Genomic DNA, 23,975 nt, shown 5'->3' on the forward strand with positions numbered 1-23,975 from the left:
TAATGACCTGCAGCCGCGGACGATGAGTCTGCGGTTTTTTCTCATTTTTTACACATTTTTCAACAAAGAGAGGAATCACAAGTTTATGAATACCATACCACCTCAGGGGCAGCAGCCCCCATACCGTCATCTCGTGCGGTTGCCTGCCGGTGACCTTAGCGTTTATGCCGGACAGGAACTGTTCGCAGCGCTTGATTACAAAGTGTTCGAGATGGCCAACAACAATCTGCAAATTCCCGGCATCCGGTATATGAGCTACACACCAGACGTACATGTCGGGGTCGGAACATGCATCGGAACGACAGCCGTATGGGATGAGGCTGACGGTTATGTGTCCCCTTCCATCGTGGGCAGTGACATCGGCTGCGGAATGCGTGTTCATCTTACTCCGCTGCATAAGGATGATATCCGTGATGTGAAGCTGCGCCGCAAGCTGGTGAAGACGATTGAAAAATATTTGCCCATGGAAGCCAATCAGCGCGGCCACTATGGAGATATCCGCCTGGAGCATATCGTGCGCAAAGGGCTGCACGGACTTCCGAAGAAATACATTCCCGACAGCTACACGCCCAAAAAATCAACCTCGCTCAGCCACGTGGAACGAAGTAAATTCACCTATGATGAGGAAGTGCTGAACCTGGTGGAGGAAGCGGCTTGGCACCGGGCGCACCGGCAGCTTGGCACGCTCGGCGGCGGCAATCACTTTGCGGAGATTCAGACGCTCGAAATTGCCGAAAGCAGCCGGGAGATCGCGGAAGCTTGGGGCATGTTCGACGGACAGGTCGCAGTCATGATTCATTCCGGTTCACGCGCATGGGGAGGTTATGTCAGCCGCATGAGCTCGGCGGCGATCGCCAAAGCAATGCATCGTCTCGGGCTCGGCACCTCCGATCCAAACCTGAAGTTTGCTCCCCTGGAGCACCCGGAAGGCCTTCATTATGTGAATATGATGTATTCCGCACTGAACTATGCGGTCGTCAACCGTCATCTGATCGCTTATTCCATCCGTGAAGCATTCCGCGATGTGTTCGGGCCTGCCTGTGAATTTCGCACTTTGTATGATCTAATGCACAACTACGCCTGGTCGGAGCAGCATGAGCAGCACGGTAATGTGTTTGTACACCGCAAGGGTGCGACCCGTGCGCTTCCTGCCGGACATCCTGACAATCCAAAGCCGTATCAGGAGACGGGCCATCCCGCCCTCATTCCCGGATCAATGGGCACGTCCTCTTACATTATGGTGGGCCAGTCAGGGGGATATGACAACTTTTACTCCATCTGCCACGGCGCAGGACGCGCCCGTTCCCGCACTGCTACGAAGCGTCTGGTCAGCCTTAGCGACTTTGAGCAGGCGCTCGGTGTCGGAACCGCGGAGGAAGTGGTCGTGAATCAGCGTTCGCTGGAGTCGATTATTGACGAATCTCCGCAGGCTTACAAAAATGTGGATGAAATTATCGATAGTGTTACCGGCGCCGGTCTTGCCGCAGTAGTTGCCAAATGCAAGCCACTGGCTGCCGTGAAAGGAGCAAAGTAATAGATGATTATAAGCACACATAACACAGTTCAAGAACAGGAAGCCTCCCCGGCTTCCTCAGTTTCCGGGAATCCGCCCCCTCCCGTGATTTACTCCTATGATCAACAATCCGAGGGCCGGATTGACGGCTATGCGGAGCACGCCCGCCTCATTGACGGGATCAGCCGCGCTTTATACGACCGCTATGGGATTGACTATCGGCTGTATGCCAGCAGTGACCCGAATATCGAATACTGGGACTTATTGCGTTCAGATATCCTTGAAGGAAATCCGGAAGTGCAGCATGTCGCCAAGATCTTCGACAAGCTGGAGGAAAAAACAATCCGCTACGACGATGAAGGAGACCAGCCCGAATATGGAGTCCATCTCTCCGTGCTGAACAATGTGTTCGCTTATCCGAAATGGGGAGTGGCCTTGGCCAGAGTGCCTTTCTTCCGGTTGAATGGCGTTTATCACGAGGATTATGTATTTGCTGTCGGGGATGCGGAGCTCCGCTCTTTTCTGGGCGGAATCCGTACCAGGGAACGGCAGCAGAACATGAATAAGGTGACCGTGTTTACGGATACCAGCCACGGAATTGAGCGCCGGTCAGAGCCGGTGACGCGTTCGGTAACCCGTGACGAGGTGGTGCTGGCCGCGAAGATCAAAAAGGAAATTTACCGGTCGATCGACCAGTTTTTTGAGTCTGACCGCACCTTTTATCGTACCTATAATATTCCTTATAAGCGCGGCATACTGCTTTACGGGCACCCTGGCAACGGCAAGACAACGCTCGTAAAATCGATTGCGGGCAGTATCCCCGGTCCCGCTGCTTACTGGCAGATTACCGAGTACACCACCAGCGAATCGGTCAAAAGCGTCTTCGAGGCCGCATCACGTCTGGCACCTATGGTGCTCATTATTGAAGATATCGACTCCATGCCGCAGGAGGTCCGTTCTTTTTTCCTGAATACATTGGATGGAGCCACTTCGAAGGAAGGCATCTTTCTGATCGGAACGACGAACTACCCGGAAAAAATCGATCCTGGCCTGATGAACCGTGCAGGAAGGTTCGACCGTGCCTATGAGATCGCCCTTCCCGATGAAATACTGCGCCGGCAGTATTTGGAGCTGCGGGGACTTGGAAATTTTGTGGATGATGAAGCTATGGCAGAGACGGTCCGTCTCACCGAGGGTTTCTCGCTTGCCCAGCTCGGGGAAGTGTATGTGAGCGCTGCGCTGCAGTGGCATGAGCATGGAGAGCCTCATGTGCAAGACATTATCTTCAATATGCGCGGCGAGTTGGATAAGAAACGCAAAAACGAGTGGCTGAAGGAAACCGCTGCAGGCAAAGTCGGCTTTTTTTAGATGGGGGAGCATTTATGATTCACTTGGAGAGAACAGCTGGCCGGATCCAGCTTGTACTGGATGCTTATTTTATGGGGGAGGACGTAGTCGTACTGCTGTCCGGAGGCGACCGTCCCCATCTGGGGACGATCACCGCGGGCACGCGGCTGGAGCCGCTGCAAACGGTGCAGCTGCAAAACCACAAGGAGTTCTACATTACCGAGGAAATCGCCGTCCGCCTGCGCAAGCAGTTCCGCGGCAATTTCGCCATCTGCTGCGGTGCGCATTTGGACAACATTACTTCCGAGGAGATCAAACAGCTTACCGAAATGGGCGTCAGCCTTGGGGATGAATTGGTCATGCTTTTAAACGGGAAATAAATCCGACTGAGTAAGCTTAGGACTCCATAGCCATTGGGGCTGTCCAAGAACCTTGCGAGTTGACTAAAGTTTAGCTATTTTTTGTTGTTTAGGTAGGGGATATGCACGCAGCAGCGGAGGGGACGAAGCAATTCCGGAAAAGCGGAGCGTTCGCCTTTGTCCCCGAAATTCTTCCGCTTAAAAATAATTCAAAAAAATTCGGGGGCAACAGCGATTGTAGGAATGGTTCGTTCTCGGAGCGTCATACAACATCTTACTTAATTGGAATATAAATGCTCATCTTCATCCGGTCCGGGTAGCGTGAACCTAGTACATCCGTCACCTCGAAATCCGGCCCTTCTCGTCGGATATAGTTCGAGTTCGGCAGCCACACCCCATAGATGTATTTCCTTACATTTTGCGTATCGTCCGCCGTTCCATCGATTTTAAATTCGGCATGCAAGCCGCCAGGCAGTTCAAAGCTGAACCAGTTCAAATCAGGGGTTGTCACCAGACTGTTGGTAGCCTCGCCGACGACAAATGAAAATTCGCCGTCATCCTGGAAATCACATGCGATACCGTATGAAAAGTCTGGAGCAGCTTTATCCGGGATTTGCAGAAAATACTGATTCATGCCGAAATCATGATAAAAACCGGGGATTTCCGCGAAATATCTTTCATCCTCCAATGTCGTTTTATAACGAACACCCAGAATAGGGATGTTTTCGAGATGTACCAGATTTGGCTTATTCATCTTCATTTCTCCTTTGATCGTCAGCTCACGGAATTTCAGAAAATCAAGCTTGGTTTGACGTGCAATGCCTGGCTCCGGCTCAGCCTTCCTGTACCTTGCAGGTGTAACACCACAGAACTGCTCAAACGCCCTCGTGAATGCTTCCTGGGACTGGTATTGATAGGATAAGGCCGTATCCAGGATAGCCGCATCTGTATTCCGCAGCACAACAGCCGCTTCCGTCAGTCTGCGCTTGCGGATATATTCCTGCACGGAAAAGCCGGATATAGCCTGGAACAAACGCTGAAAATGAAATGGAGAAAATCCTGCTTGTCCCGCGATCTGTCTGATGTCCATGGCTTTCTGCAGGTTTGCTTCCATATAATCGACAGCAGACTGGATGCTTTTGTAATAGTCCATGTCTTCAACCTCTCTTTCATTTCGCTGTGTATGTGCTTATTGTACGATACAGCTGCCGCGTTTTTTTGATTTATTGTGCTTATTTTTAATAAACGTTTTATGAACAAAAAAAGCTGCCTCCAAGCCAACAATGCTTGATAGACAGCTTTTGTATTACCGTGCTCAATTTAATCCTCCTGCCCGCTGATGCGCTTCAGAAACTGCACTGCCCGCGGGCTGGTCGGATTGCTGATCACCTGCTGCGGCGGCCCTTGTTCAACGATATAACCCCCGTCCATAAAAATGACTTTGTCCGCCACATCGGCGGCAAACTTCATTTCATGTGTTACGACCACCATCGTCCGCCCCTCGGACGCCAGCTGTTTCATGACCTTCAGCACTTCGCCGACAAGCTCAGGATCAAGCGCTGAAGTCGGCTCGTCGAACAAAAGGACCTCAGGCTCCATTGCCATTGCCCGGGCAATACCGACCCGCTGCTGCTGCCCTCCGGACAGCTGATGCGGGTAGACATCGGCCTTTTCAGCCAGTCCGACCTTCTCCAGCAGCTCCAGAGCCCGTGCCCGGGCTTCCGTTCTATCCTTCTTCTGCACGGTCACAGGCCCTTCCATCACATTCTGCATCACAGTCATGTGTGGAAACAGGTTGTATGACTGGAACACCATGCCTGTTTTTTGGCGCAAAGCCAGTACATCTTCCTTCTTCAGCTTTGCTCCAAAGCTGAGCGATAGTCCTCCCAGCTCAAGTGTCCCCTGATCCGGAAACTCCAGCAGATTAAGGCAGCGCAGCAGCGTTGTTTTACCCGACCCCGAGGGACCGATAATAACAAGCACCTTGCCCTTCTCCAGCGACAGGTCTACTCCCTTCAGCACCTGTAGCGGGCCGAACGATTTATGCAAATTCCTGATCTCGATCATCGGCACCCCTCCTTATTTGACTGTATGACGGCCTGTCCGTTTTTCGAGATAATTCTGCAGCGCAGACAGCACCGAGCTGAATGCCAAATAGATCACGCCGGCTTCAGTATATACAAGCAGCGGTTCATAAGTAGTCGCTGTAATCTGCTGTGATGCGCGAAACATTTCTATATAGGTGATGGTGGCTGCAAGTGATGTATCCTTCACCAGGCTGATAAAGGAATTCCCCAGCGGAGGCACGGATACACGCGCTGCTTGAGGCAGAATGACACGGCGCAGCGCCTGTGCCCTCGTCATGCCCAATGAGGAGGCCGCCTCCCATTGCCCTGTCGGAATAGACTGGATTGCTGCCCGGAAAATTTCCGAATTATAAGCACCCACACTCAGCGTAAACCCGATGATGGCAGCAAGAAACGGATTCAGCACAACTCCTATGGAAGGAAGGCCGTAGAAAATAATGTACAACTGCACCAACAGTGGTGTGCCGCGGATAACCCATACGTAGAAACGGGCGATCAGATTGGGGATCTTCCAGTTGGAGAGCCGCACCAGGGCGGTAGCCAAAGCTACGATCAAACCAAGCGCAAAGGAAATAAGCGCCAGCGGAATCGTAAAAGCGACCCCTGCTTTAAGCAGGGGCCAAAAGGAATCGATTAAAATCTGTATTTTGCGATCGTCCATTAGCCAGACATCCTTTTACAGTCAATTCGCAGTCCTTTGTGATCATCCATAGATGAACCCGAACCTTATTTGGAAACATCTTCGCCGAAATATTTCTTGGAAATGGTCAGATAGGTTCCGTCAGCCTTCATATCTGCCAATGCCTTGTTTACAGCCTGCACCAGATCATCATTACCTTTGTTGAACAATGCCGCGCTTTCTGCAGCATCATCGGCTTCATCCACTGCTTTGAGCGGCACATCCGGACGCTGTGTCTTCAAATCCAGGAAGGACAATCCGTCATTGACAGTCGCGTCAACTCGCTTGGAGAGCAGCAGGTCGATGGCCTGGTTAAAGCCTTCCGTGCCTACGATTTCAGCGCCGTTGCTCTTCGCAATTTCCGTCAGGTTGCTTGTCAGCGACTGCGCCGACTTCTTGCCTTTCAGATCCGCAAAGCTCTTGATATCATTATTGTCCTGATGCACGATCAGCACAGCTTTAGAGACGATGTACGGGTCGGAGAAGTCGTATTTCGCCTTCCGTTCATCATTAATGGACACTTCGTTGAATACGACGTCAAAACGCTTGGCATCCAGACCTGCAAACATACCGTCCCATTGCGTCTCGATAAATTCCGGCTCTACGCCGATACGTTTGCTTACTTCCCGGGCAATATCGACATCAAAGCCCGTCAGGTTGCCTGCTGCATCGTGAAACGTAAAAGGAGCATATGTACCTTCGGTACCGATCCGCAATTTGCCGCTCGCTTTCACAGCTTCAAGCCCGCTTTGCGCTTCATTATTGGCCGCTTCACCGCTGCCTGAAGCCGTGTTATTCGAAGGCGCATTATTGGCATTGCCGCCGCATGCCGCCAGTAAAACCATCACAAATGCCAGCATCAAGGTCAACAGACTGAATTTCTTCATATCCTTCACTTCTCTCTTCATTAAATATTCTAACTGCGGGACAAACCCGACAAAATGAATAGTACACTATTAAATTGTTCGAGTCAATCAATTTATTATAATTCCAATCAATTTAGTGAGAATTATATAACTCCATACATACTGCGAAAAAACAGGCCTCAGGGAACTAAGTCCCTGAAGGCCTGCCTTCTGCATTTTATTCTGTTACGACACCGTGCAGCAGTACGGGAGCTTCCGCATGGTCCGCAATGCGCACATTCGCATAAATCTTTTCCAGCACCTCGTCCACATTCTCCCGGTTGGAATGGATGGTCATCAGCGATTCTCCCGCTTTGACACTGTCGCCGATCTTCTTGTTCAGCATGATGCCGACCGCCAAATCAATTTCGGATTCCTTCGTGGCGCGGCCTGCGCCGAGCAGCATCGCTGCCGTGCCGATTTCATCGGCCACCATCTCGGCTACCACGCCGTCCTGCTGCGCCGGAACCTCAATACGGTAGGCTGCCTGCGGCAGCCGCTCGGGATGATCCACCACGGACGGATCTCCGCCCTGATTGGCGATGAACTCCTTGAATTTCTCCAGCGCGCGTCCGCTGCGGATTGCTTCCTTCAGCTTCTCTTCCGCTTCTTCCAGCGAATCGGCCTTCTGCGCCAGATAGACCATCTGTCTGCCAAGCGCCAGACACAGCTCCTCCAAATCCTTCGGACCCTGTCCCTTCAGCGTATCAATCGCTTCCTGAACCTCAAGCGAATTCCCGATTGCGAGTCCAAGCGGCTGGCTCATGTCCGAAATAACCGCCATCGTCTTGCGGCCGACGTTGTTGCCGATGCTGACCATCGCTTTCGCCAGCTCCACGGCTTCTTCAGCTGTCTTCATGAAAGCGCCAGCTCCTGTTTTTACATCCAGCACGATGGCGTCCGCGCCTGCCGCGATTTTCTTGCTCATGATCGAGCTCGCGATCAGGGGAATGGAATTGACAGTTGCCGTTACGTCCCGCAGCGCGTACAGCTTCTTGTCAGCCGGCGTCAGATTGCCGCTCTGGCCGATGACCGCAATTTTATGCTCATTCACCAGCTTGACAAACTCGTCCTTGGTGATTTCCACATGAAAGCCTGCGATGGATTCCAGTTTGTCGATCGTGCCACCGGTATGTCCGAGCCCGCGCCCCGACATTTTGGCCACCGGGATATCCAGTGCCGCCACGAGCGGAGCCAGCACCAGCGTTGTCGTATCGCCTACACCCCCGGTGGAGTGCTTATCCACTTTAATGCCTTCAATCGCGGATAGGTCGATCGTTTCGCCGGACTCTACCATGGCCATCGTCAGATCCGCCCGTTCACGGGCGGTCATGTCCCTGAAGAAAATCGCCATGGCCAGCGCGCTTACCTGATAATCCGGAATCCGGCCGTTCGTATATCCTTCGATGACGAAACGGATCTCCTCGGTGGTAAGCTCCTTCCCGTCCCGTTTCTTTTCAATGATGTCTACCATTCTCATCATGAATTCTCCTCACTGTGTGAAAAAATGGACGGATCAATTCCGTTCGTTTTGTGCTACTCCAGCGTTATCGCAGTTTCCAGCGCGACCTCCATCATGTCGTTAAACGTGGTCTGCCGTTCAGCGGCAGTCGTTTCTTCGCCTGTAAGCAGGTGATCACTTACCGTCAGGATGGTCAAAGCATTTACACCATGCTTGGCAGCCAGTGTATACAGCGCTGTTGTTTCCATCTCCACGCCAAGTACACCGTGGGCCATGAGCTTTTCCACGACGGATTTATCGTCACGATAGAACATATCGGAGCTGAAAATGTTGCCGACATGCATGTTCAAGCCTTTGGCCGTCCCCCGCTCGTACGCTTCTTTAAGCAGGTGGAAGCTGGCGATTGGCGAGAAGTCATAACCACCGAACACATGCCGATTCATGCTGGAATCCGTGCAGGACGCCTGTGCCAAGATCACGTCACGCACACGGACATGCTGCTGCATGCCCCCACACGTGCCGACACGGATCAGGTTGCGTACGCCATATTCGGTAATCAGCTCGTTCGCATAAATGCTGATGGACGGAATGCCCATACCCGAGCCCTGCACGGAAATCCGCTTGCCGCGGTACGTTCCCGTAAAACCGAGCATTCCGCGCACCTCGTTGTAACAGTTCACATTCTCCAGATACGTTTCAGCAATGTACTTGGCACGCAGCGGATCGCCGGGCAGCAGAATCGTTTCCGCCACGTCCCCTTTTTGGGCTCCAATATGTACACTCATTGAGCGTTCCCCCTTTAGCGGATTATAAATTAAAAAGATAATTCTACTTTAACCCATTCGGAAAGCTGGCACCACTTTCATTAAAGGAACAATCCGGCCATGGTCGCCGACAGCACACTAACCAGCGTCGCCCCGTACAGCAGCTTGAGGCCGAAACGGGCCACCTCGTTTCCCTGCTTGCTGTGAAGTCCCTTGACCGCACCCGCAATGATTCCGATGGAAGAAAAATTGGCAAAGGAGACCAGAAAGACCGAAACGATACCTACCGTACGTGCGGACAGCCCCGTCATCCCGGACAAATTCAGCATGGCTACGAACTCGTTGGACACCATTTTGGTAGCCATAATGCTTCCGGCCGGCACCGCTTCACTCCAAGGTACACCCATAATGAATGCGAAGGGAGCAAAGACATAACCGAGCAGGTCCTGAAACGAAAGGCCGAAGATGCCTTTGAATATGCCGTTAATCAAGGCGATCAGAGCCACAAATCCGATCAGCATCGCCGCCACCGTGATGGCCACTTTAAAGCCGTCCATGATATATTCGCCCAGCATTTCAAAAAACGACTGCTTCTCTTCCTCCTGCACCTCCAGCATATCCTCTTCCGTGGTTACAGTGTAGGGGTTGATAATCGAAGCGATCATAAAACCGCCGAACAGGTTCAGCACGAGCGCCGCCACAACATATTCCGGCTTGATCATCTGCATATAGGCGCCCACAATGGACATCGATACCGTAGACATTGCCGACGCGCAGAGCGTATACAACCGATGGCGCGGCATCAGGCCGATCTGCTTTTTCACCGAAATGAACACCTCGGACTGACCAAGAATGGCGGACGCCACCCCGTTATAGGACTCCAATTTGCCGAGACCGTTCACCTTGCTCAGAGCCAAACCAAGATAGCGGATGATAAAAGGCAGCACCTTGATGTACTGGAGAATACCGATCAAAGCGGAAATAAAGACGATCGGCATCAGCACAGACAGGAAAAATGGCGGGTCCGCTCCCTCGTTCGCCAGGCCGCCAAACACAAAATTGATTCCTTCCCCTGCATAGGCGAGCAAAGCCTGAAATACGGACGCGAAGCCTCCGATCAATAAAGACCCTATCCGGGTGTTCAGAAGTATGAAAGCAAACACAAGCTGCAAAACTGCCATCACAACCAGAGGACGGTAGCGGATCCGGCTCCGGTCACTGCTTGCAGCAAAAGCCAATACAAAGACAACCAGCAGACCCGCAATCGCAATGATGTATTTCATAGGTTCTCTCCTTAGCTCCTTTTAGAGATCGATTCCTGTCTGTGCAGCAGCGCCGCACCCACCTGAATCAATCTTTATTCCGGATTAATAGGAAGCTGTGGACTGCCCGCCTTCCATAATTTTCACGCCCGAGCTGGCTCCGATCCGCGTCGCTCCCGCTTCGATCATACGCTCCATATCTTCCCGGCTGCGCACCCCGCCTGAAGCCTTGACGCCCACTTTATCACCTACGGTTTTACGCATCAGTGCCACATCCTCCGGTGTTGCTCCTCCAGTGGAGAAACCTGTGGACGTTTTCACAAAATCTGCTCCCGCTTTCACGGACAGTTCACAGGCACGGACTTTTTCCTCATCTGTCAGCAAGCTGGTTTCAATAATAACTTTAACGAGCGCCTTGCCCGCCGCAGCCTCTACAACCGCCCGGATGTCCCGTTCAACCAGCTCATCATTGCCATCCTTCAATGCGCCGATGTTAATGACCATGTCCACTTCGGTCGCTCCCTTGGCAATCGCATCGCCCGCCTCAAAAGCTTTAACCTCGGAAGTAGAAGCCCCAAGCGGGAAACCGATTACGGTGCATACCTTCACATCCGAGCCTTTCAACAGCTCTGCCGCAAGAGCTACTCTTGCCGGATTTACACACACAGACGCAAAATTATATTTCTTCGCTTCCTCAGCCAATTGGCGGATTTCCGCTTCCCTTGCATCCGCCCGCAGCAGCGTGTGATCGATCATTCCAGCCAAATTCATGTAAACCGCTCCTTTAATTAATTCTTTGAAAATCATTACCCAATTCACTCAAGCCTATACTAACATGTGCTTGAACATAAGTAAATTAAGTTATGAAATTTTGTTCAGAACCAACCATAAGAACGCAAAAAACGCCGCATTGATGCGACGGCGGCTTTTCCACGGTTAGGTTAGCAGTGCCTGGGCGGTAAATTGATCCGTAACCAGTATGTTGGCATACCCCCCCACAAGCGCTGCCCGGATCGCGTCAATTTTACGCTGTCCACCTGCCACCAGGATCGATTTCTCCTTCTTTTTCAAATCGGCAAGATCAATGCCTACGGTACGGTTGTTAAGCTCCTCGCTGCATATGTGTCCGTTCTTATCAAAAAAACGCGAGCAAATATCCCCGGCACCGGTTTGCTGCAGATGAGCCTGCTCTTCCGCGCTGAAATAACCGAGCCTGAACAGCAGCGCATCCTCCTTGACGGTTCCCACTGTAAACACCGCGATGTTGGCCTGCTTGCCCAGCTCGATAATCCGGCGGATGTGCCGGTCCTCTTCCACCACCTGCTTCAAAGCGACACTGTCGAAAATAACGGGCAGCGGCAGGTAACGGGCAATGGTGTGAAAAGCATCGGCGAACAGCTGCACGATTTCGGCGGCATATGTATTGACATGCGAATGGCTGACTCCACCCTTCAGCTGCACAACCTCAACTCCCCGCACGGGCTTGGACTGAAGCTGCTGCGCAACGGCATGCATCGTGGTTCCCCAGGTTACGCCGATAATGTCCGAATCCTGTACCGTCTCATGCAGGAAATCAGCAGCCTTTTTGCTAATATGCTTTTGAATCACCCTGTATTCATTCTCCGGCGAGTAGCATACCAGCACCTGATCAAGGCCATAGGTCCGCTTGACCTCTTCCGCGAGGGCGTCCAGGTCCTCCAACGGATCGACAATGCTGATTCTAACGAATCCGCGTTCTTTGGCGTACTGCAGCATTCGGGACACCGTGGGGCGTGATACTCCCAAGCGGGCGGCGATGTCCTGCTGGCTGTAATCTGACAAATAATAAAGACGGGCTGCTTCTATACTCAGCCTCTGCTTCTCGTTTTCCATATATTCAACCTACTTATCTGTAAATAATGGGAATAGATTAATCACTTCAGACGATCTCTATTATACCTTTTCTCTCTTCTGTTTACGATGCCACTTCCCGGCTTCTTTTAAGGTATAAAATGTGCATTGCATAGTCATTTTTCTAATTAGAATCCCCTGCAGAATTGACAGTCATTACATATATTTTACAAAATTCCAGTAGTCATTTTATACTTCTCCATTAGCATGTTCATTGTAATTATTACACTTTGAGGAGGAAAAGATGAACACAAAAGCGCTTAAGATATGTCTTTCTCTTGTCTTTACCGCCAGCTTATTCACAACCGGCTCCAGCTCTGCTCATGCTCTGGGCGCCAATGAAGCGCCAAAAGCCAAAAATGTCATTTTGCTGATTCCGGACGGAATGGCTCCGGACGCAACAGCCCTTGCTCGCTGGTATCAAGGCGGGACTCCGCTCGCACTTGATGAGATGGCCAGCGGTCTGGTCCGCACACACTCCGCAGACGCTGCCATCGCCGATTCGGCGCCGGCAGGCACCGCCTTTGCGACCGGGCATAAATCGCATACAGGCTATGTAGGCGTGCTTCCTGATGTTGCGAACATGCCGGGACAAGCAGCTATTGCTGCGGAAGACGCCAAAAAACCGGTCGCCAGCGTCCTGGAAGCCGCCAAACTTGCCGAAAAAGCTACGGGTATTATCGCCACCTCCGAGATCATGCATGCAACTCCAGCCGATTTCAGCGCCCATTACCCGGACCGCAGCAATTACGATGCACTTAGCGAACAGCAGGTTTATAACGGAATCGATGTCGTCCTGGGTGGCGGAAGCTTGTACTTCACCCCGGAAGGACGCAAAGACGGTGAAGATCTTGTTCAGGCTATAAAAAGCTCCGGCTATAATTATGTAACTACTCCTGCAGAACTGAACGCATCCAATTCCGGTAAGCTGTGGGGTCTGTTTGCACCAAAGGCGCTGGACTATGACATGGACCGTGATCCTGCCGAGCAGCCAAGCCTTGCAGATATGACCAAAAAAGCGATCGACGTGCTGTCTCGCGATGAAGACGGTTTCTTCCTCATGGTAGAAGGAAGCAAGGTGGATTGGGCAGCCCATGCGAATGACCCGACAGGCATCATCAGCGATGTGCTGGCCTTCGATGAAGCTGTAGGAACGGCTCTCAGCTTTGCCAAGCAGAATGGGAACACTGTTGTCCTCGCTGTGACAGACCATGGCAACGGAGGACTGACGATCGGCAACGCCGATACGACAAAAACTTATGATGAAGAGCCTCTATCCACCTTTATCGCCCCCCTCAGTAAAGCAAAATTAACGGGTGAAGGCCTCGAAGCCATGTTGAACGAGGAACGTTCAAACGTGCGTGAAGTGATGGAGGAGTATTGGGGAATTACCGATCTGACCGATGCCGAAGAGCAGGCTATCCGTGAAGGGGAAGACTCCCTGAACTATATTGTAGGTCCTATGATCAGCAAAAGAGCCCGCATCGGCTGGACCACCGGTGGACATACTGGCGGGGATGTCATCCTTTACTCTTACCTGCCTGATGACAAGCGTCTTACCGGCGTCCTGGATAACACAGACATCGCTAAATTCATGGCAGCAGCCCTTGGAGTAGATCTGAACGCGACGACAGACAGGCTGTTTGTTCCGGCAAGACAGGCGTTTGAAGCCAAGCAAGCCAAGGTGACATTGAACGAGGAAGATCCGCAAAATCCGGTTCTGGTAGTAACCAAAGGTTCTGACACTTTGAAACTGCCGGCATTCAAGAACATAGCTGACCTTAATGGACAGCGCACTTCCCTTGAAGGTGTTGTTGTATACAACGGCGAAAATGTTTTTGTTCCTCAGCAGGCTGTGGATCTGATCAAATAATGCTGAAAAATCGTGAACCCTTCCGGATCAGACCGTGTCTTTTCGACACGGTCTTTTTTGCTGATTTGGCTTCATAAATACTGGCTTTCAAAATAAATTCTTATCTGGATTGTACATTTGCATTACTGGCTCTAAAAGATGCTATTAGTTGAACATCACGCATACATACGAAAAGTGCCCCAGGTCATGGACCTTGCGGGGCACCCTTTTTTCATGAATATACTGTTCGTGCTCGTATGCAGGTTCGAGCAACGCATTTCTACATCAGCAACGACAGGTTTAACTTCTGCTTCTTCCCATGGAACGGAAAATCAAGCTTACGATGGCAACCAGGATAATCGCTCCGATCAGAGCCGGAATGATGTAGAAGCTGCCGATGACAGGACCCCAATGGCCCAGAATCAGGCTGCCCAGCCATCCGCCGATGAAACCGGCGATAATGTTGCCGATAATCCCACCCGGAATATCCCGGCCTACAATCATGCCTGCCAACCAACCAATGATACCGCCTACGATCAATGCCCATAACCAGCTCATGTCGTTTCACCTCGTTTAATTTTTTTGTCGTTGTGATCTATTATTAACCAAACACAAGGATTTGTAACACTGTTGTAGCCAACAGCCTAATTTTACCGGTTTAATCCTCCGTTCTTTGAGAACATTACAAATCATGATACGGAGGAGATGATGATGAAAAAATCCGATGGGAAAATGACCTGGCTGCAATTTGCCCTGTTCGGTACGGCATGTACGATCGGAACTGGTTTTTTTCTTGGCACCAGCATAGGAATCCGCAAAAGCGGCGGCTGGATTCTGCTTACCTTTGTTATGGCCGCAGCTGCCACCCTGTTTGTATATGATGCGCTTTTTAAACTTTCGGCTGACCGTGGAGCCAGCGGCTCCTTTCGCAACTATGCCAAGGAAGCCTTCGGGGACTGGGCAGGCTTTGGCATAGGATGGATATATTGGTGCTCGGAGATCCTAATTCTGGGCAGCACGATTACGGCACTCGGTCTGTTCACCCGCTTTTGGCTTCCTGACTTCCCGTTGTGGGTGGCTTCGGCGGGTTATGCTCTCCTCGCTGTGCTGATTGTTGCACTGGGCGTTCGGGGGCTGGGGAAAGCGGAGAACATACTTGGCATGGTCAAAATTGCGGCGATCATCATGTTTGTCATCATCGCTCTGGTGATGCTGTTTAATGGTAAAGGACCGCAGACCGCCGGGGAGCCTTTAAGCAGGAGATTGGGCGAACTGGTGGAACCGGGCTGGAAGGGAATATGGACAGGCTTGCTTTACGCCTTCTATGCTTTTGGGGGAATTGAAGTTATGGGGTTGATGGCCGGACAGCTTCGCAGGCAGGAAGAAGCGTCCAAAGCAGGGCGTACAATGATCGGACTCGTGCTTATCCTGTATATTTTATCGGTGGGGCTGTCACTGGTCCTTGTGCCCAAGGGGTGGATTACTCCGCATGAAAGCCCGTTTGTCATTGCGCTGGGCCGCTGGGGGCTGGACGCTTTTGTTCACATTATGAACGGTGTCCTGATAACGGCAGGTTTTTCGATTCTTGTGGCCGCCCTTTACGCCGTTACGACCATGCTGGTCACCCTGTCCAAGGACCATGACGCTCCCCGCTGGATGTCACGGACTGCTTTCAAACGAGAAATTCCGTACTTTGCATTGATGTTTAATGCTACAGGTTTAGCCGTATCCATAACGATGGCGCTGCTGATTCCAAACCGTATTTTTGAACACATCACAACTGCGGGCGGTCTTGTCCTGTTGTACACATGGATGATTATTCTGTTCTCGTATCTGAGGCTGAACCGGCCGACTGCTGCAGGCCAAGTAAAATCCTGGACCGCCGTCATTTTTATTATATTAGCAATTACGGGGACTTGGGGAACGGCTCCAGCCTGCCAGGCTTCTGGATAAGCCTGCTGCTGGTGCTGCTCGTCGGGGTTGCCACGGCGGTTCGCGTAAAGAAGCGTAAACAGCGCAAAGGAGCGGCGGTCCGGGCAAGCCCCCGAACGGAATGACCGTTTTACCCTGTTAGGAGAATATAAGCCTGCCAGCCAAAATAAAGGCCAAACCCGATCAGGGAAATCCCAGCAACTGCGGAGATTACATGCAGCACATAACTGTTTGCGAATCGCTTGAAAGTACTGGCTGTGACAGCCATTGCCAAATCCCACAGCAGCAGCCCGGTAAATATGCCTAGGGTGTGCCACAGCGTTTGCTCGGAAAAGCCGTTCTCTGCGCTCTTAGCCAGAATGGAGCCGTAAATTCCAAGCCAGAACAAAATGCTGAGCGGATTCAGCAGGGACATCCAGAAGCCGGAACGGAAAGAACTAAAACCCGAAATACTGCGTGTCACCTGTTCTTCGTTTGCCCTCCTGCGCAGATGATTCAGGGATTCTATCCCGGTGTAAATCAGTACAAAGCAGCCAAACAGCCACAAAAAGGCTTTCATAAACGGTGTGCTTAAAAAATGGGCAAGTCTAAAATAAATGAGCATCATATACAGCGCATCCGCACACACAGCTCCAAGTCCCACCAGCCAGGCATGGGCAAAACCAAAACGAGCCCCCTTGTCGAGCTGAGCCGCATTCACCGGGCCGATCGGGGCAGCCAGTGACAAGCCCAGCATGACATGAGCAAGGAATGACGGCATGGTCCACTCTCCTTTTAGAAAGATAGCCTGCTTTTCGTCGATGGACAGGTCACTTCATCGTATGCATATACCAGGTCAAATAGAATTTAATACAATGGTTGACCTCCTTCTCTCATCTGGTACACTGGATACAATTCCAGGGCGCTGCGCAGATCAGGTTAAGGAGAGAGGAGGAATCCCATGGAATGCAGAGCAGGCTGCGCGGCATGCTGCATCGTCATCAGTATTTCATCCCCCATCCCCGGTATGTCTCAGGGCAAGCCCGCTGGCGTGCCGTGTGTGCAGCTTACAGAGGACGGGAAGTGCAAGCTGTTCGGCCGGCCGGAACGACCGGCTGTCTGCAGTTCGCTGCATGCATCCGAGGAGATGTGCGGGGCTGCCGACGAAGAGGCCTACAAAATTCTGGCGGAGCTTGAAAAGCTGACACAGCCCAATTGAATCATGCAGCAACCCCGGTCAGACCTCTGACCGGGGTTGCTTTTTTCATAGTCTAAAGGCTCTTACTAAATGCTATCATGGCCAGGAACAGATAAATGATTGGTAAGACAGGGGACAGTCCGGATCAGCCGGGTCAATAGCAGGGCAATTTCCTGCGGAGGAAGTGACTTGTCTGTCGTAAACCAGTGCTGAATCAAACCGAATTGGGCTGAACCGAGATAGGCAATTATATAGTCAGTTGGCCGGGCAGACCAGTCAGATTGCGGATGTGCCTGCTTCAAATGTTCATACATACGGGTTCCGACCAAATACAGCAGTCTCTCTTTTAATTCGACATGAGCAGATTGATGGAATATTGCCTTAAAAAAGTAATAATGACGTTGCATATATTCAAAGGCTTCAGTTATCGGCGGAAAAGGCGAGTTATCATCAGGATGCAGCAGCAGCTCATTCAACTGAATGGGCACTAAAATATCCAGCAGCCCCCTCATTAATTCAGTTTGCTCGATCAAGTCGAAGATATCTTTGTAATGGAGATAAAAAGTACCGCGGTTCACACCGGCCTTTTCCGTCACATTTTTAACATTCAGATTCTTTATTCCTTGATTAACCAATATATCCAACAACGCCTGCTCTATGAGCTTCCGGCTTCGAACTACGCGCAGATCCGTATTTTTAGTCATCATCGGATTCCTTTCGGTAACTGGGATGCGTTAATGAACAATATCAGAGATGTGTCTTTTATGGGACACTCCCTCCACACTGATGATGGTTCCAACAAATTACGCACTATTATAATTGACCTCAGAACACCAATCAACACATGTGTTCAATACTGAAATGGGGGAACTGGATCTATGCATTATCGAAATCTTGCACGTACAGGTATAAAGGTCAGCCAGTATGCCTTGGGCGGGGGAATGTACGGGGCGCTGGCAAGTGAAAAGGATAGCATACAAATCATTCACCAGGCTCTCGATGCCGGAATTAATTTGATAGACACCTCCAACCGTTATGCTGATGGCGAATCTGAGCGGATCATTGGCCAGGCGATCATGGACAGGCGCGAGGATGTAGTCCTGGCAACCAAGTTTGGTGCTGAACCTGGCAGCAAGCTGAATCAAAGCGGCGGTTCGCGCCGCTGGATCCGACAAGCCGTCGAACAAAGCCTAATGCGATTGAAAACGGACTATATTGACCTTTATCAGCTTCATCAGCCTATTTCGGACACCTCATTTGCGGAAATATTGGGTACACTGACCGATCTGGTTCGCGAAGGCAAAATCCGTTATATCGGAACCTCCAATCACCAGGCATGGCAGCTGATGGAAGCGCAAGCGGTAAGCGAGCGCCATCACCTGCAGCGGTTTGTCAGTGAACAATCGCCTTACTCTATGATCAACCGAGGTATTGAGCAGGACATTACAGAAATGGCCCTGCGCTATGATCTGGCATTATTGACCTACGGACCGCTGGCAGGAGGACTGTTAACCGGCAAATATACGGCAGGTCAGGCAGCAGATAACCAGTCACGGGCCGCTCGTTTAAAAGGAGCCGCAGCTCAAGCGCTTGATCCGGAGCTGCCGGAAAATAAGCACAAGTTTGATGTCATCCGGCGGCTGCAGCTTGTGGCGGATCAGGCAGGTATGACGCTTGCACATATGGCGGTGGCATTTATCCAAAGCCATCCTGCTGTCACTTCGACGATTCTTGGTCCGCGCACGCCAGAACAGCTAAGCCAGTTTATTGCCGGCACAGATCTGCGGCTTAGTCCGGACGTTCTGGATATCATTGACACTATCGTACCTCCCGGCAAAAGATTGGACGACAAAGAACAGATGTGGACACCGGCATGGCTGGATTCATCCCGACGCAGACGAGTTTGACCAAATATCGAAGCACTTAAATTGATCACTTGAAATATTGCCATCAGCGATCGCTCCCTGATCTCCATGAGGGAGCGGTCTTCTTTTTTCATGTTAAATCCTCCTTCCCTGCTTGTTCCGGTGACAAGGGCCTAACACAGTGCATATGATGCCAGTGACGATGACTAAGAAAGGAGAGAGCTGTTTGAAAAAGAACAAGAGCACCGCGAGCAGCAGGAGAAAAAAGAGGCCCTACTTTATTGACAATCCCCATATGAATGAGCTGGATTGGTTAACACCTGCCAAGAAACCGGATATACAAGTCCATGCCGTGACCGCGCCGCAGATCCCTGCAGCCCCAGTCCCTTCGACCATACAAGCTAAGGTGCCAGAGCCTTCCAAACCTGAATCAGCGAATAGCCTCCCTGAGATCCAAGTATTGAATGATAAAGCTGCAGCTAAGAAAGAAGAATCATTAGATACAGCGGCAGCCATACAAGAGCCGTTTCCCGCTTCCGACCAGACTGTTCCAATACAGGAGCTGCTTGAAAGCAAAAAGGCACCTCATGTGAACCAGGGCTTTATATACACCGACGATATCAGTGAAGCAGCCGTCACCGGCAGCAAGATTGCCCCCGGCTCCATCGATTCGAGCAAGCTTAAAAAAGAGATCATCCAGACGGATCATTTGGAGGATTATGCCGTCAGCAGCATCAAAATTTCTGACGGTGCGGTAACACCGGCCAAAATCGCTCCGGATTCCCTCACAGGGGATCATCTGGTGGACGGAACAATACCAGGCCGCAAAATTCAGGACCGATCTTTGGCAGGCGATAAGCTCAAAGACGGGAGTATCACGCAGGAGAAGCTCGCTGACAAAGTCATAGGCGGAGATAAGATTGCTGACCACTCCCTGGAGAGCCGGCACTTTAAAGACTTCTTCATAAGCCCGGAAATGCTGAAGGATCAATCCGTAACTTCGGATAAAATAGGCAGCGGAGCGATCCGGAATATTCATCTTGCGAATGAAGCTGTAGATAATTCCAAGCTGGGCGAACAAGCGGTCACGACTTCCAAGCTGCGCGACGGTGCCGTCACCGATGCGAAAATTCAGCCAGGCAGCGTCACTTCAGAACATCTGGCGAAGCATTCCGTCACCGCCTATCAGCTTGCCCCCGGTTCTATCGGCAAAGAACAACTGGCTCATGGCATTATCGGGGCCGAACAGCTGGCGGATGAGCTTATTGGGCCAGAGCATCTGAAGCAGGCCGCTATTCAATCCGGGCATATCGCTTCCCAGGCGATCGAACGCGCCCATCTTGCTGCGGGCAGCGTCGGTCAGGAACAGATCGGCACCGGGGAAATTACCGACCGGCATTTGGCTGACCGCAGCATTTTATCCACCAAGCTGGCGGATCAGTCGGTCGGCTCCCTGCAGATTGTAGACCAGTCCATAACCTCCTCCAAAATATCGGACCAGAGCATCCTGCCGCAAAAAATCGCCGATGAAGCGGTCCTTAGTCGCCATATCGCCAAAGCAGCGGTGGAAGGACGGCAGCTGGCAGAGGGCGCTGTAGCTTCCGAGCATTTACAGGAGGCTGCGGTGCAGTCCCGGCATATTGCCCCCGCTTCGGTGACCACGAACAAAATTGCCGCCGGCGCGGTAACGAATACGACCCTGGCCGCGGCCTCCGTCAGTGGCGAGAAGATTGTATCTGAAGGGATATCTTCCGTTCATATTCAACCTGCGGCGGTTAAAGAAGCGCATTTGGCGGCTAAAAGCGTAGGACCGGCAGCACTGCAAAACAGTTCTGTGGGGCCGGGACATCTTGCCCCGGGGGTGATTCACACCGAGCACCTTACAAACGGCAGTGTGGGCACACCCCAGTTGAAGCCGCATTCAGTCACATCGGAAATTTTGGCTGAACATTCTGTGCAACGCGGACATATTGCAGATGGATCTGTTTTCTCACAGCACCTTCAGGACCATGCGGTAACTTCATTGAAGCTGTCACCGGAAAGCGTATCTACCGACAAAATCAACGACCTGGCCATAACGGCCGAGAAGCTGGCGGAGAACAGCGTGACGGCTTCCAAGCTGGCGACTCAGGCCGTTCAGTCCCGGCATTTGGCAGAAGCAGCGGTGCAGAACAAGCACCTCGGCGAAGAGGCGGTTGATTCCGCTCATTTGAAGAAGGCTTCTATCTTCTCTCATCATCTGCAGGATCATTCCATTACAGCCCTGAAGCTGTCGCCGGAGAGTGTGTCAACGGATAAGCTTAACGACCTGTCGGTCACAACATCCAAACTGGCCGATCATAGCGTAACCTCTCAGAAATTGGCGTCCGAGTCTGTACAATCTACCCATATTTCCGGTCAGACCGTTAAAAGCAGCCATTTGGCCGAAAATGCGGTGACCGCAGCGCATCTTGCATCAGGGGCCGTGCTATCCAAGCATATCCTGCCGGGTTCTGTACAGGATCTCCACCTGGCTGACAATTCAGTATCCGCTTCAAGTCTGAAAGCAGGAGCGGTAACGGGGAACGCGCTTTCCGAGGGGGCTGTCGAGACCCGGCATCTCGCCGAGCAAGCGGTTCAGTCGGATCAGCTTGCTGATCAATCTGTTTTGGAGTATCATTTAGCCCCCGGTTCGGTTCAGTCCGCCGCGCTTGCTCAGGAAGCAGTCCAATCGGAGCATATAGCCCACAATGCCATTCATTCGGATCATCTGCAGCCCAAAGCCGTACTGGCACGCAATTTGGGAGCCCAATCCGTATCCGAGGAAACCATAAGGGATAAGGCCGTTACATCAAGCAAGCTGGCCGATGGCAGTGTAACCTCAAGTAAGCTGGAGCCTCAATCGGTACAGGATGTACATTTAGCCGAACAGTCGGTACAAGAAAGGCACCTTGCTGCACAGTCCGTTCATGAACACCATATTGCAGATGAATCCATCCGTTCGGAACATCTGCAGGGGTCCTCGATCCTGGAAAATCATTTGGCTCCCGGATCAGTAACCGAAGCTGCAATCCGTCCAGGAAGCATCACCGGAGATAAACTGGCTGCCGCTACGATTACAGGACGGCATATCGCAGTGAACAACATCTCTGGGTTCCATCTCGAAGAGCATACTGTACAAAGCCGGCATATGACCCCTGAGTCTGTACAGTCAGAGGCATTGGGCAAGAGGGCCGTATTAGCCGGTCATATCGCTCCTGGGGCAATTCAAAGCGAGCATCTGCAGGAAGGCTCAATAACGGAAGGGCATGTAGCTGCTGATGCAATTAACAGCTCTGCGTTAGTTGACGAATCCGTCATCTCCTCCAAGCTTGCACGAAAATCCGTGCAAACGGTCCATATCGAGGAAAAGGCTGTTCATACAGAGCATCTGGCAGACAAAGCCGTGCAGGCCGAACACCTCGCGCCGGGCTCGGTAGATTCCAATCATCTGCAACCCTCCTCTGTCCTGGAACGCCACATCACTCCGGGAGCGATAACGGGGGACGCGCTGCAAGAGGGAGCTGTCTCCTGGGAGCACTTGAAGAACGAACTTCAAGAGCGCCTCATTACTGACGAGGTTGATGGAAGCAAAATCAAGGACGGGGCTGTTTCCTGGGAGCACTTAACCAACGAACTTCAAAGTAACCTTATTACTGGTGAGGTTGATGGAAGTCAAATCAAAGACGGGGCTATTTCCTGGGGCCATTTGGCCGAGGAACTTCAGGAGAGTCTCATTACTGATGAAGTCGACGGAAATCAGATCAAGGCCGGGGCACTGAACTGGGATCATTTTAATGAGGAACTGCAGGGTAGCCTCATTACTGACGAAGTTGATGGAAGTCAGATCAAGACTGGAGCTGTTTCTTGGGAGCACTTGGACGGCAGGCTTCAGGACAGTCTCATCACTGACGAAGTCGATGGAAGTCAAATCAAAGACGGAGCCGTTTCTTGGGGACACCTGGCCGACGAACTCAAGGGCAGCCTCATTACCGATGAAGTCGACGGAAATCAGATCAAAGCTGGGGCCGTCTCTTGGGAACACCTGGATGGAAACCTGCAGGAGAGCCTCATCACCGACGAAGTCGATGGAAGCCACATCAAAGACGGAGCCGTTTCTTGGGAGCACTTGGACGGCAAGCTTCAGGAGAGCCTCATCACCGATGAAGTCGATGGAAATCAGATCAAGAACGGGGCCGTCTCTTGGGAACACCTGGACGGCAACCTTCAGGAGAGCCTCATCACCGACGAAGTCGATGGAAATCAGATCAAGAACGGGGCCATTTCCTGGGAACACCTGGACGACAAGCTTCAGGAGAGTCTCATCACTGACGAAGTCGATGGAAGCCACATCAAAGACGGAGCCGTTTCTTGGGGACACCTGGCCGACGAACTCAAGGGCAGCCTCATTACCGATGAAGTCGACGGAAATCAGATCAAAGCTGGGGCCGTCTCTTGGGAACACCTGGATGGAAACCTGCAGGAGAGCCTCATCACCGACGAAGTCGATGGAAGCCAAATCAAAGACGGTGCCGTTTCTTGGGGACATTTGGACGAGAAACTTCAGGAGAGTCTCATCACCGACGAAGTCGACAGCAGCCAGATTAAAGCGGGTGCCGTTTCTTGGGACCACCTGGCTGGCGAGCTCAAGGATAGCCTTATTATCGACGAAGTTGATGGAAATCAGATCAAAGCCGGAGCTGTTTCTTGGGATCACTTAACCGGCGAGCTCAAGGATAGCCTCATTACTGACGAAGTCGATGGAAACCACATCAAAGCCGGGGCTGTTTCTTGGGACCACCTGGCTGGCGAGCTCAAGGATAGCCTTATTATCGACGAAGTTGATGGAAATCAGATCAAAGC

General features: G+C 51.7%; 20 protein-coding genes. 8 read left to right on the top strand and 12 right to left on the bottom strand.

Annotation, left to right across the window (positions count from 1 at the left end):
• The first annotated feature begins 85 nt into the window (after positions 1–85).
• From ACE5KN_RS13945 to lpdD, 3 genes are read left to right on the top strand one after another with little or no spacing between them, the layout of a single operon-like run.
• Positions 86–1,534, top strand: coding sequence for an RtcB family protein (locus ACE5KN_RS13945; protein WP_375528548.1), 1,449 nt, complete (start codon positions 86–88; stop codon positions 1,532–1,534).
• Positions 1,535–1,537: 3 nt separating this feature from the next.
• Positions 1,538–2,881 carry an ATP-binding protein gene (locus ACE5KN_RS13950; RefSeq protein ID WP_375528547.1) on the top strand — a complete coding sequence of 448 codons (1,344 nt, stop codon included), beginning with the start codon at positions 1,538–1,540 and terminating at the stop codon, positions 2,879–2,881.
• Between the two features lie 14 nt (positions 2,882–2,895).
• Entirely contained in the window at positions 2,896–3,240 is a 345-nt protein-coding gene (gene lpdD, locus ACE5KN_RS13955) for a prenylated flavin chaperone LpdD (protein ID WP_375528546.1), read from the top strand.
• Between the two features lie 253 nt (positions 3,241–3,493).
• Here the strand turns inward: lpdD and ACE5KN_RS13960 are convergent, their stop codons facing one another.
• The 9 genes from ACE5KN_RS13960 to deoR all read right to left on the bottom strand — a co-directional run bounded on the left by ACE5KN_RS13960 (position 3,494) and on the right by deoR (position 12,250).
• Positions 3,494–4,372: an effector binding domain-containing protein gene (locus ACE5KN_RS13960; RefSeq protein ID WP_375528545.1), complete on the bottom strand. Its 879-nt coding sequence runs from the start codon at positions 4,370–4,372 to the stop codon at positions 3,494–3,496.
• A 167-nt stretch (positions 4,373–4,539) separates the two neighbouring features.
• Complete coding sequence (locus tag ACE5KN_RS13965; RefSeq protein ID WP_375528544.1) at positions 4,540–5,286, bottom strand: amino acid ABC transporter ATP-binding protein; 747 nt, start codon at positions 5,284–5,286, stop codon at positions 4,540–4,542.
• A 12-nt stretch (positions 5,287–5,298) separates the two neighbouring features.
• Entirely contained in the window at positions 5,299–5,967 is a 669-nt protein-coding gene (locus ACE5KN_RS13970) for an amino acid ABC transporter permease (protein WP_375528543.1), read from the bottom strand.
• A gap of 65 nt (positions 5,968–6,032) precedes the next feature.
• Positions 6,033–6,872: an amino acid ABC transporter substrate-binding protein gene (locus ACE5KN_RS13975; protein WP_375528542.1), complete on the bottom strand. Its 840-nt coding sequence runs from the start codon at positions 6,870–6,872 to the stop codon at positions 6,033–6,035.
• A gap of 196 nt (positions 6,873–7,068) precedes the next feature.
• Positions 7,069–8,370 carry a pyrimidine-nucleoside phosphorylase gene (locus ACE5KN_RS13980; protein WP_375528541.1) on the bottom strand — a complete coding sequence of 434 codons (1,302 nt, stop codon included), beginning with the start codon at positions 8,368–8,370 and terminating at the stop codon, positions 7,069–7,071.
• A 56-nt stretch (positions 8,371–8,426) separates the two neighbouring features.
• Positions 8,427–9,137: a purine-nucleoside phosphorylase gene (deoD, locus tag ACE5KN_RS13985; RefSeq protein WP_375528540.1), complete on the bottom strand. Its 711-nt coding sequence runs from the start codon at positions 9,135–9,137 to the stop codon at positions 8,427–8,429.
• 80 nt (positions 9,138–9,217) lie between these two features.
• Positions 9,218–10,399, bottom strand: coding sequence for a NupC/NupG family nucleoside CNT transporter (locus tag ACE5KN_RS13990; protein ID WP_375528539.1), 1,182 nt, complete (start codon positions 10,397–10,399; stop codon positions 9,218–9,220).
• Positions 10,400–10,483: 84 nt separating this feature from the next.
• Complete coding sequence (deoC, locus tag ACE5KN_RS13995) at positions 10,484–11,149, bottom strand: deoxyribose-phosphate aldolase (RefSeq protein WP_375528538.1); 666 nt, start codon at positions 11,147–11,149, stop codon at positions 10,484–10,486.
• Between the two features lie 165 nt (positions 11,150–11,314).
• Complete coding sequence (gene deoR / locus ACE5KN_RS14000) at positions 11,315–12,250, bottom strand: DNA-binding transcriptional repressor DeoR (RefSeq protein WP_375528537.1); 936 nt, start codon at positions 12,248–12,250, stop codon at positions 11,315–11,317.
• A gap of 262 nt (positions 12,251–12,512) precedes the next feature.
• Between deoR and ACE5KN_RS14005 the strand changes: the two genes are divergently transcribed.
• On the top strand, positions 12,513–14,141 hold the full coding sequence (locus ACE5KN_RS14005) for an alkaline phosphatase (RefSeq protein WP_375528536.1): 1,629 nt from the start codon (positions 12,513–12,515) through the stop codon (positions 14,139–14,141).
• Positions 14,142–14,420: 279 nt separating this feature from the next.
• Here the strand turns inward: ACE5KN_RS14005 and ACE5KN_RS14010 are convergent, their stop codons facing one another.
• On the bottom strand, positions 14,421–14,678 hold the full coding sequence (locus ACE5KN_RS14010; RefSeq protein ID WP_375528535.1) for a GlsB/YeaQ/YmgE family stress response membrane protein: 258 nt from the start codon (positions 14,676–14,678) through the stop codon (positions 14,421–14,423).
• Between the two features lie 153 nt (positions 14,679–14,831).
• Here ACE5KN_RS14010 and ACE5KN_RS14015 point away from each other — a divergent pair, with 153 nt between their 5' ends.
• Positions 14,832–16,073 (top strand): amino acid permease, encoded by a 1,242-nt coding sequence (locus ACE5KN_RS14015; protein ID WP_375528534.1) that lies wholly within the window; start codon positions 14,832–14,834, stop codon positions 16,071–16,073.
• 109 nt (positions 16,074–16,182) lie between these two features.
• Here the strand turns inward: ACE5KN_RS14015 and ACE5KN_RS14020 are convergent, their stop codons facing one another.
• Entirely contained in the window at positions 16,183–16,812 is a 630-nt protein-coding gene (locus ACE5KN_RS14020; protein ID WP_375528533.1) for a LysE family transporter, read from the bottom strand.
• Positions 16,813–16,992: 180 nt separating this feature from the next.
• On the opposite strand from ACE5KN_RS14020, the gene ACE5KN_RS14025 reads away from it, so the two are divergent.
• On the top strand, positions 16,993–17,250 hold the full coding sequence (locus ACE5KN_RS14025; RefSeq protein WP_375528532.1) for a YkgJ family cysteine cluster protein: 258 nt from the start codon (positions 16,993–16,995) through the stop codon (positions 17,248–17,250).
• Positions 17,251–17,315: 65 nt separating this feature from the next.
• Here the strand turns inward: ACE5KN_RS14025 and ACE5KN_RS14030 are convergent, their stop codons facing one another.
• Positions 17,316–17,933 carry a TetR/AcrR family transcriptional regulator gene (locus ACE5KN_RS14030; protein ID WP_375528531.1) on the bottom strand — a complete coding sequence of 206 codons (618 nt, stop codon included), beginning with the start codon at positions 17,931–17,933 and terminating at the stop codon, positions 17,316–17,318.
• A 174-nt stretch (positions 17,934–18,107) separates the two neighbouring features.
• Here ACE5KN_RS14030 and ACE5KN_RS14035 point away from each other — a divergent pair, with 174 nt between their 5' ends.
• Positions 18,108–19,136, top strand: coding sequence for an aldo/keto reductase (locus ACE5KN_RS14035; protein WP_375528530.1), 1,029 nt, complete (start codon positions 18,108–18,110; stop codon positions 19,134–19,136).
• Positions 19,137–19,389: 253 nt separating this feature from the next.
• Positions 19,390–23,975: hypothetical protein (locus ACE5KN_RS14040; RefSeq protein ID WP_375533094.1), on the top strand; the 4,586-nt coding region annotated here is incomplete at its 3' end.

It is taken from the genome of Paenibacillus terreus (assembly GCF_042138595.1).
GTDB lineage: Bacteria > Bacillota > Bacilli > Paenibacillales > Paenibacillaceae > Paenibacillus > Paenibacillus terreus.

Excerpts from the sequence above, each read along its gene's own strand:
- ACE5KN_RS13945 (WP_375528548.1), top strand. The coding sequence starts at position 86 with ATGAATACCATACCACCTCAGGGGCAGCAGCCCCCATACCGTCATCTC.
- ACE5KN_RS13950 (WP_375528547.1), top strand. The coding sequence starts at position 1,538 with ATGATTATAAGCACACATAACACAGTTCAAGAACAGGAAGCCTCCCCG.
- lpdD (WP_375528546.1), top strand. The coding sequence starts at position 2,896 with ATGATTCACTTGGAGAGAACAGCTGGCCGGATCCAGCTTGTACTGGAT.
- ACE5KN_RS13960 (WP_375528545.1), bottom strand. The coding sequence starts at position 4,372 with ATGGACTATTACAAAAGCATCCAGTCTGCTGTCGATTATATGGAAGCA.
- ACE5KN_RS13965 (WP_375528544.1), bottom strand. The coding sequence starts at position 5,286 with ATGATCGAGATCAGGAATTTGCATAAATCGTTCGGCCCGCTACAGGTG.
- ACE5KN_RS13970 (WP_375528543.1), bottom strand. The coding sequence starts at position 5,967 with ATGGACGATCGCAAAATACAGATTTTAATCGATTCCTTTTGGCCCCTG.
- ACE5KN_RS13975 (WP_375528542.1), bottom strand. The coding sequence starts at position 6,872 with ATGAAGAAATTCAGTCTGTTGACCTTGATGCTGGCATTTGTGATGGTT.
- ACE5KN_RS13980 (WP_375528541.1), bottom strand. The coding sequence starts at position 8,370 with ATGAGAATGGTAGACATCATTGAAAAGAAACGGGACGGGAAGGAGCTT.
- deoD (WP_375528540.1), bottom strand. The coding sequence starts at position 9,137 with ATGAGTGTACATATTGGAGCCCAAAAAGGGGACGTGGCGGAAACGATT.
- ACE5KN_RS13990 (WP_375528539.1), bottom strand. The coding sequence starts at position 10,399 with ATGAAATACATCATTGCGATTGCGGGTCTGCTGGTTGTCTTTGTATTG.
- deoC (WP_375528538.1), bottom strand. The coding sequence starts at position 11,149 with ATGAATTTGGCTGGAATGATCGATCACACGCTGCTGCGGGCGGATGCA.
- deoR (WP_375528537.1), bottom strand. The coding sequence starts at position 12,250 with ATGGAAAACGAGAAGCAGAGGCTGAGTATAGAAGCAGCCCGTCTTTAT.
- ACE5KN_RS14005 (WP_375528536.1), top strand. The coding sequence starts at position 12,513 with ATGAACACAAAAGCGCTTAAGATATGTCTTTCTCTTGTCTTTACCGCC.
- ACE5KN_RS14010 (WP_375528535.1), bottom strand. The coding sequence starts at position 14,678 with ATGAGCTGGTTATGGGCATTGATCGTAGGCGGTATCATTGGTTGGTTG.
- ACE5KN_RS14015 (WP_375528534.1), top strand. The coding sequence starts at position 14,832 with ATGAAAAAATCCGATGGGAAAATGACCTGGCTGCAATTTGCCCTGTTC.
- ACE5KN_RS14020 (WP_375528533.1), bottom strand. The coding sequence starts at position 16,812 with ATGCCGTCATTCCTTGCTCATGTCATGCTGGGCTTGTCACTGGCTGCC.
- ACE5KN_RS14025 (WP_375528532.1), top strand. The coding sequence starts at position 16,993 with ATGGAATGCAGAGCAGGCTGCGCGGCATGCTGCATCGTCATCAGTATT.
- ACE5KN_RS14030 (WP_375528531.1), bottom strand. The coding sequence starts at position 17,933 with ATGACTAAAAATACGGATCTGCGCGTAGTTCGAAGCCGGAAGCTCATA.
- ACE5KN_RS14035 (WP_375528530.1), top strand. The coding sequence starts at position 18,108 with ATGCATTATCGAAATCTTGCACGTACAGGTATAAAGGTCAGCCAGTAT.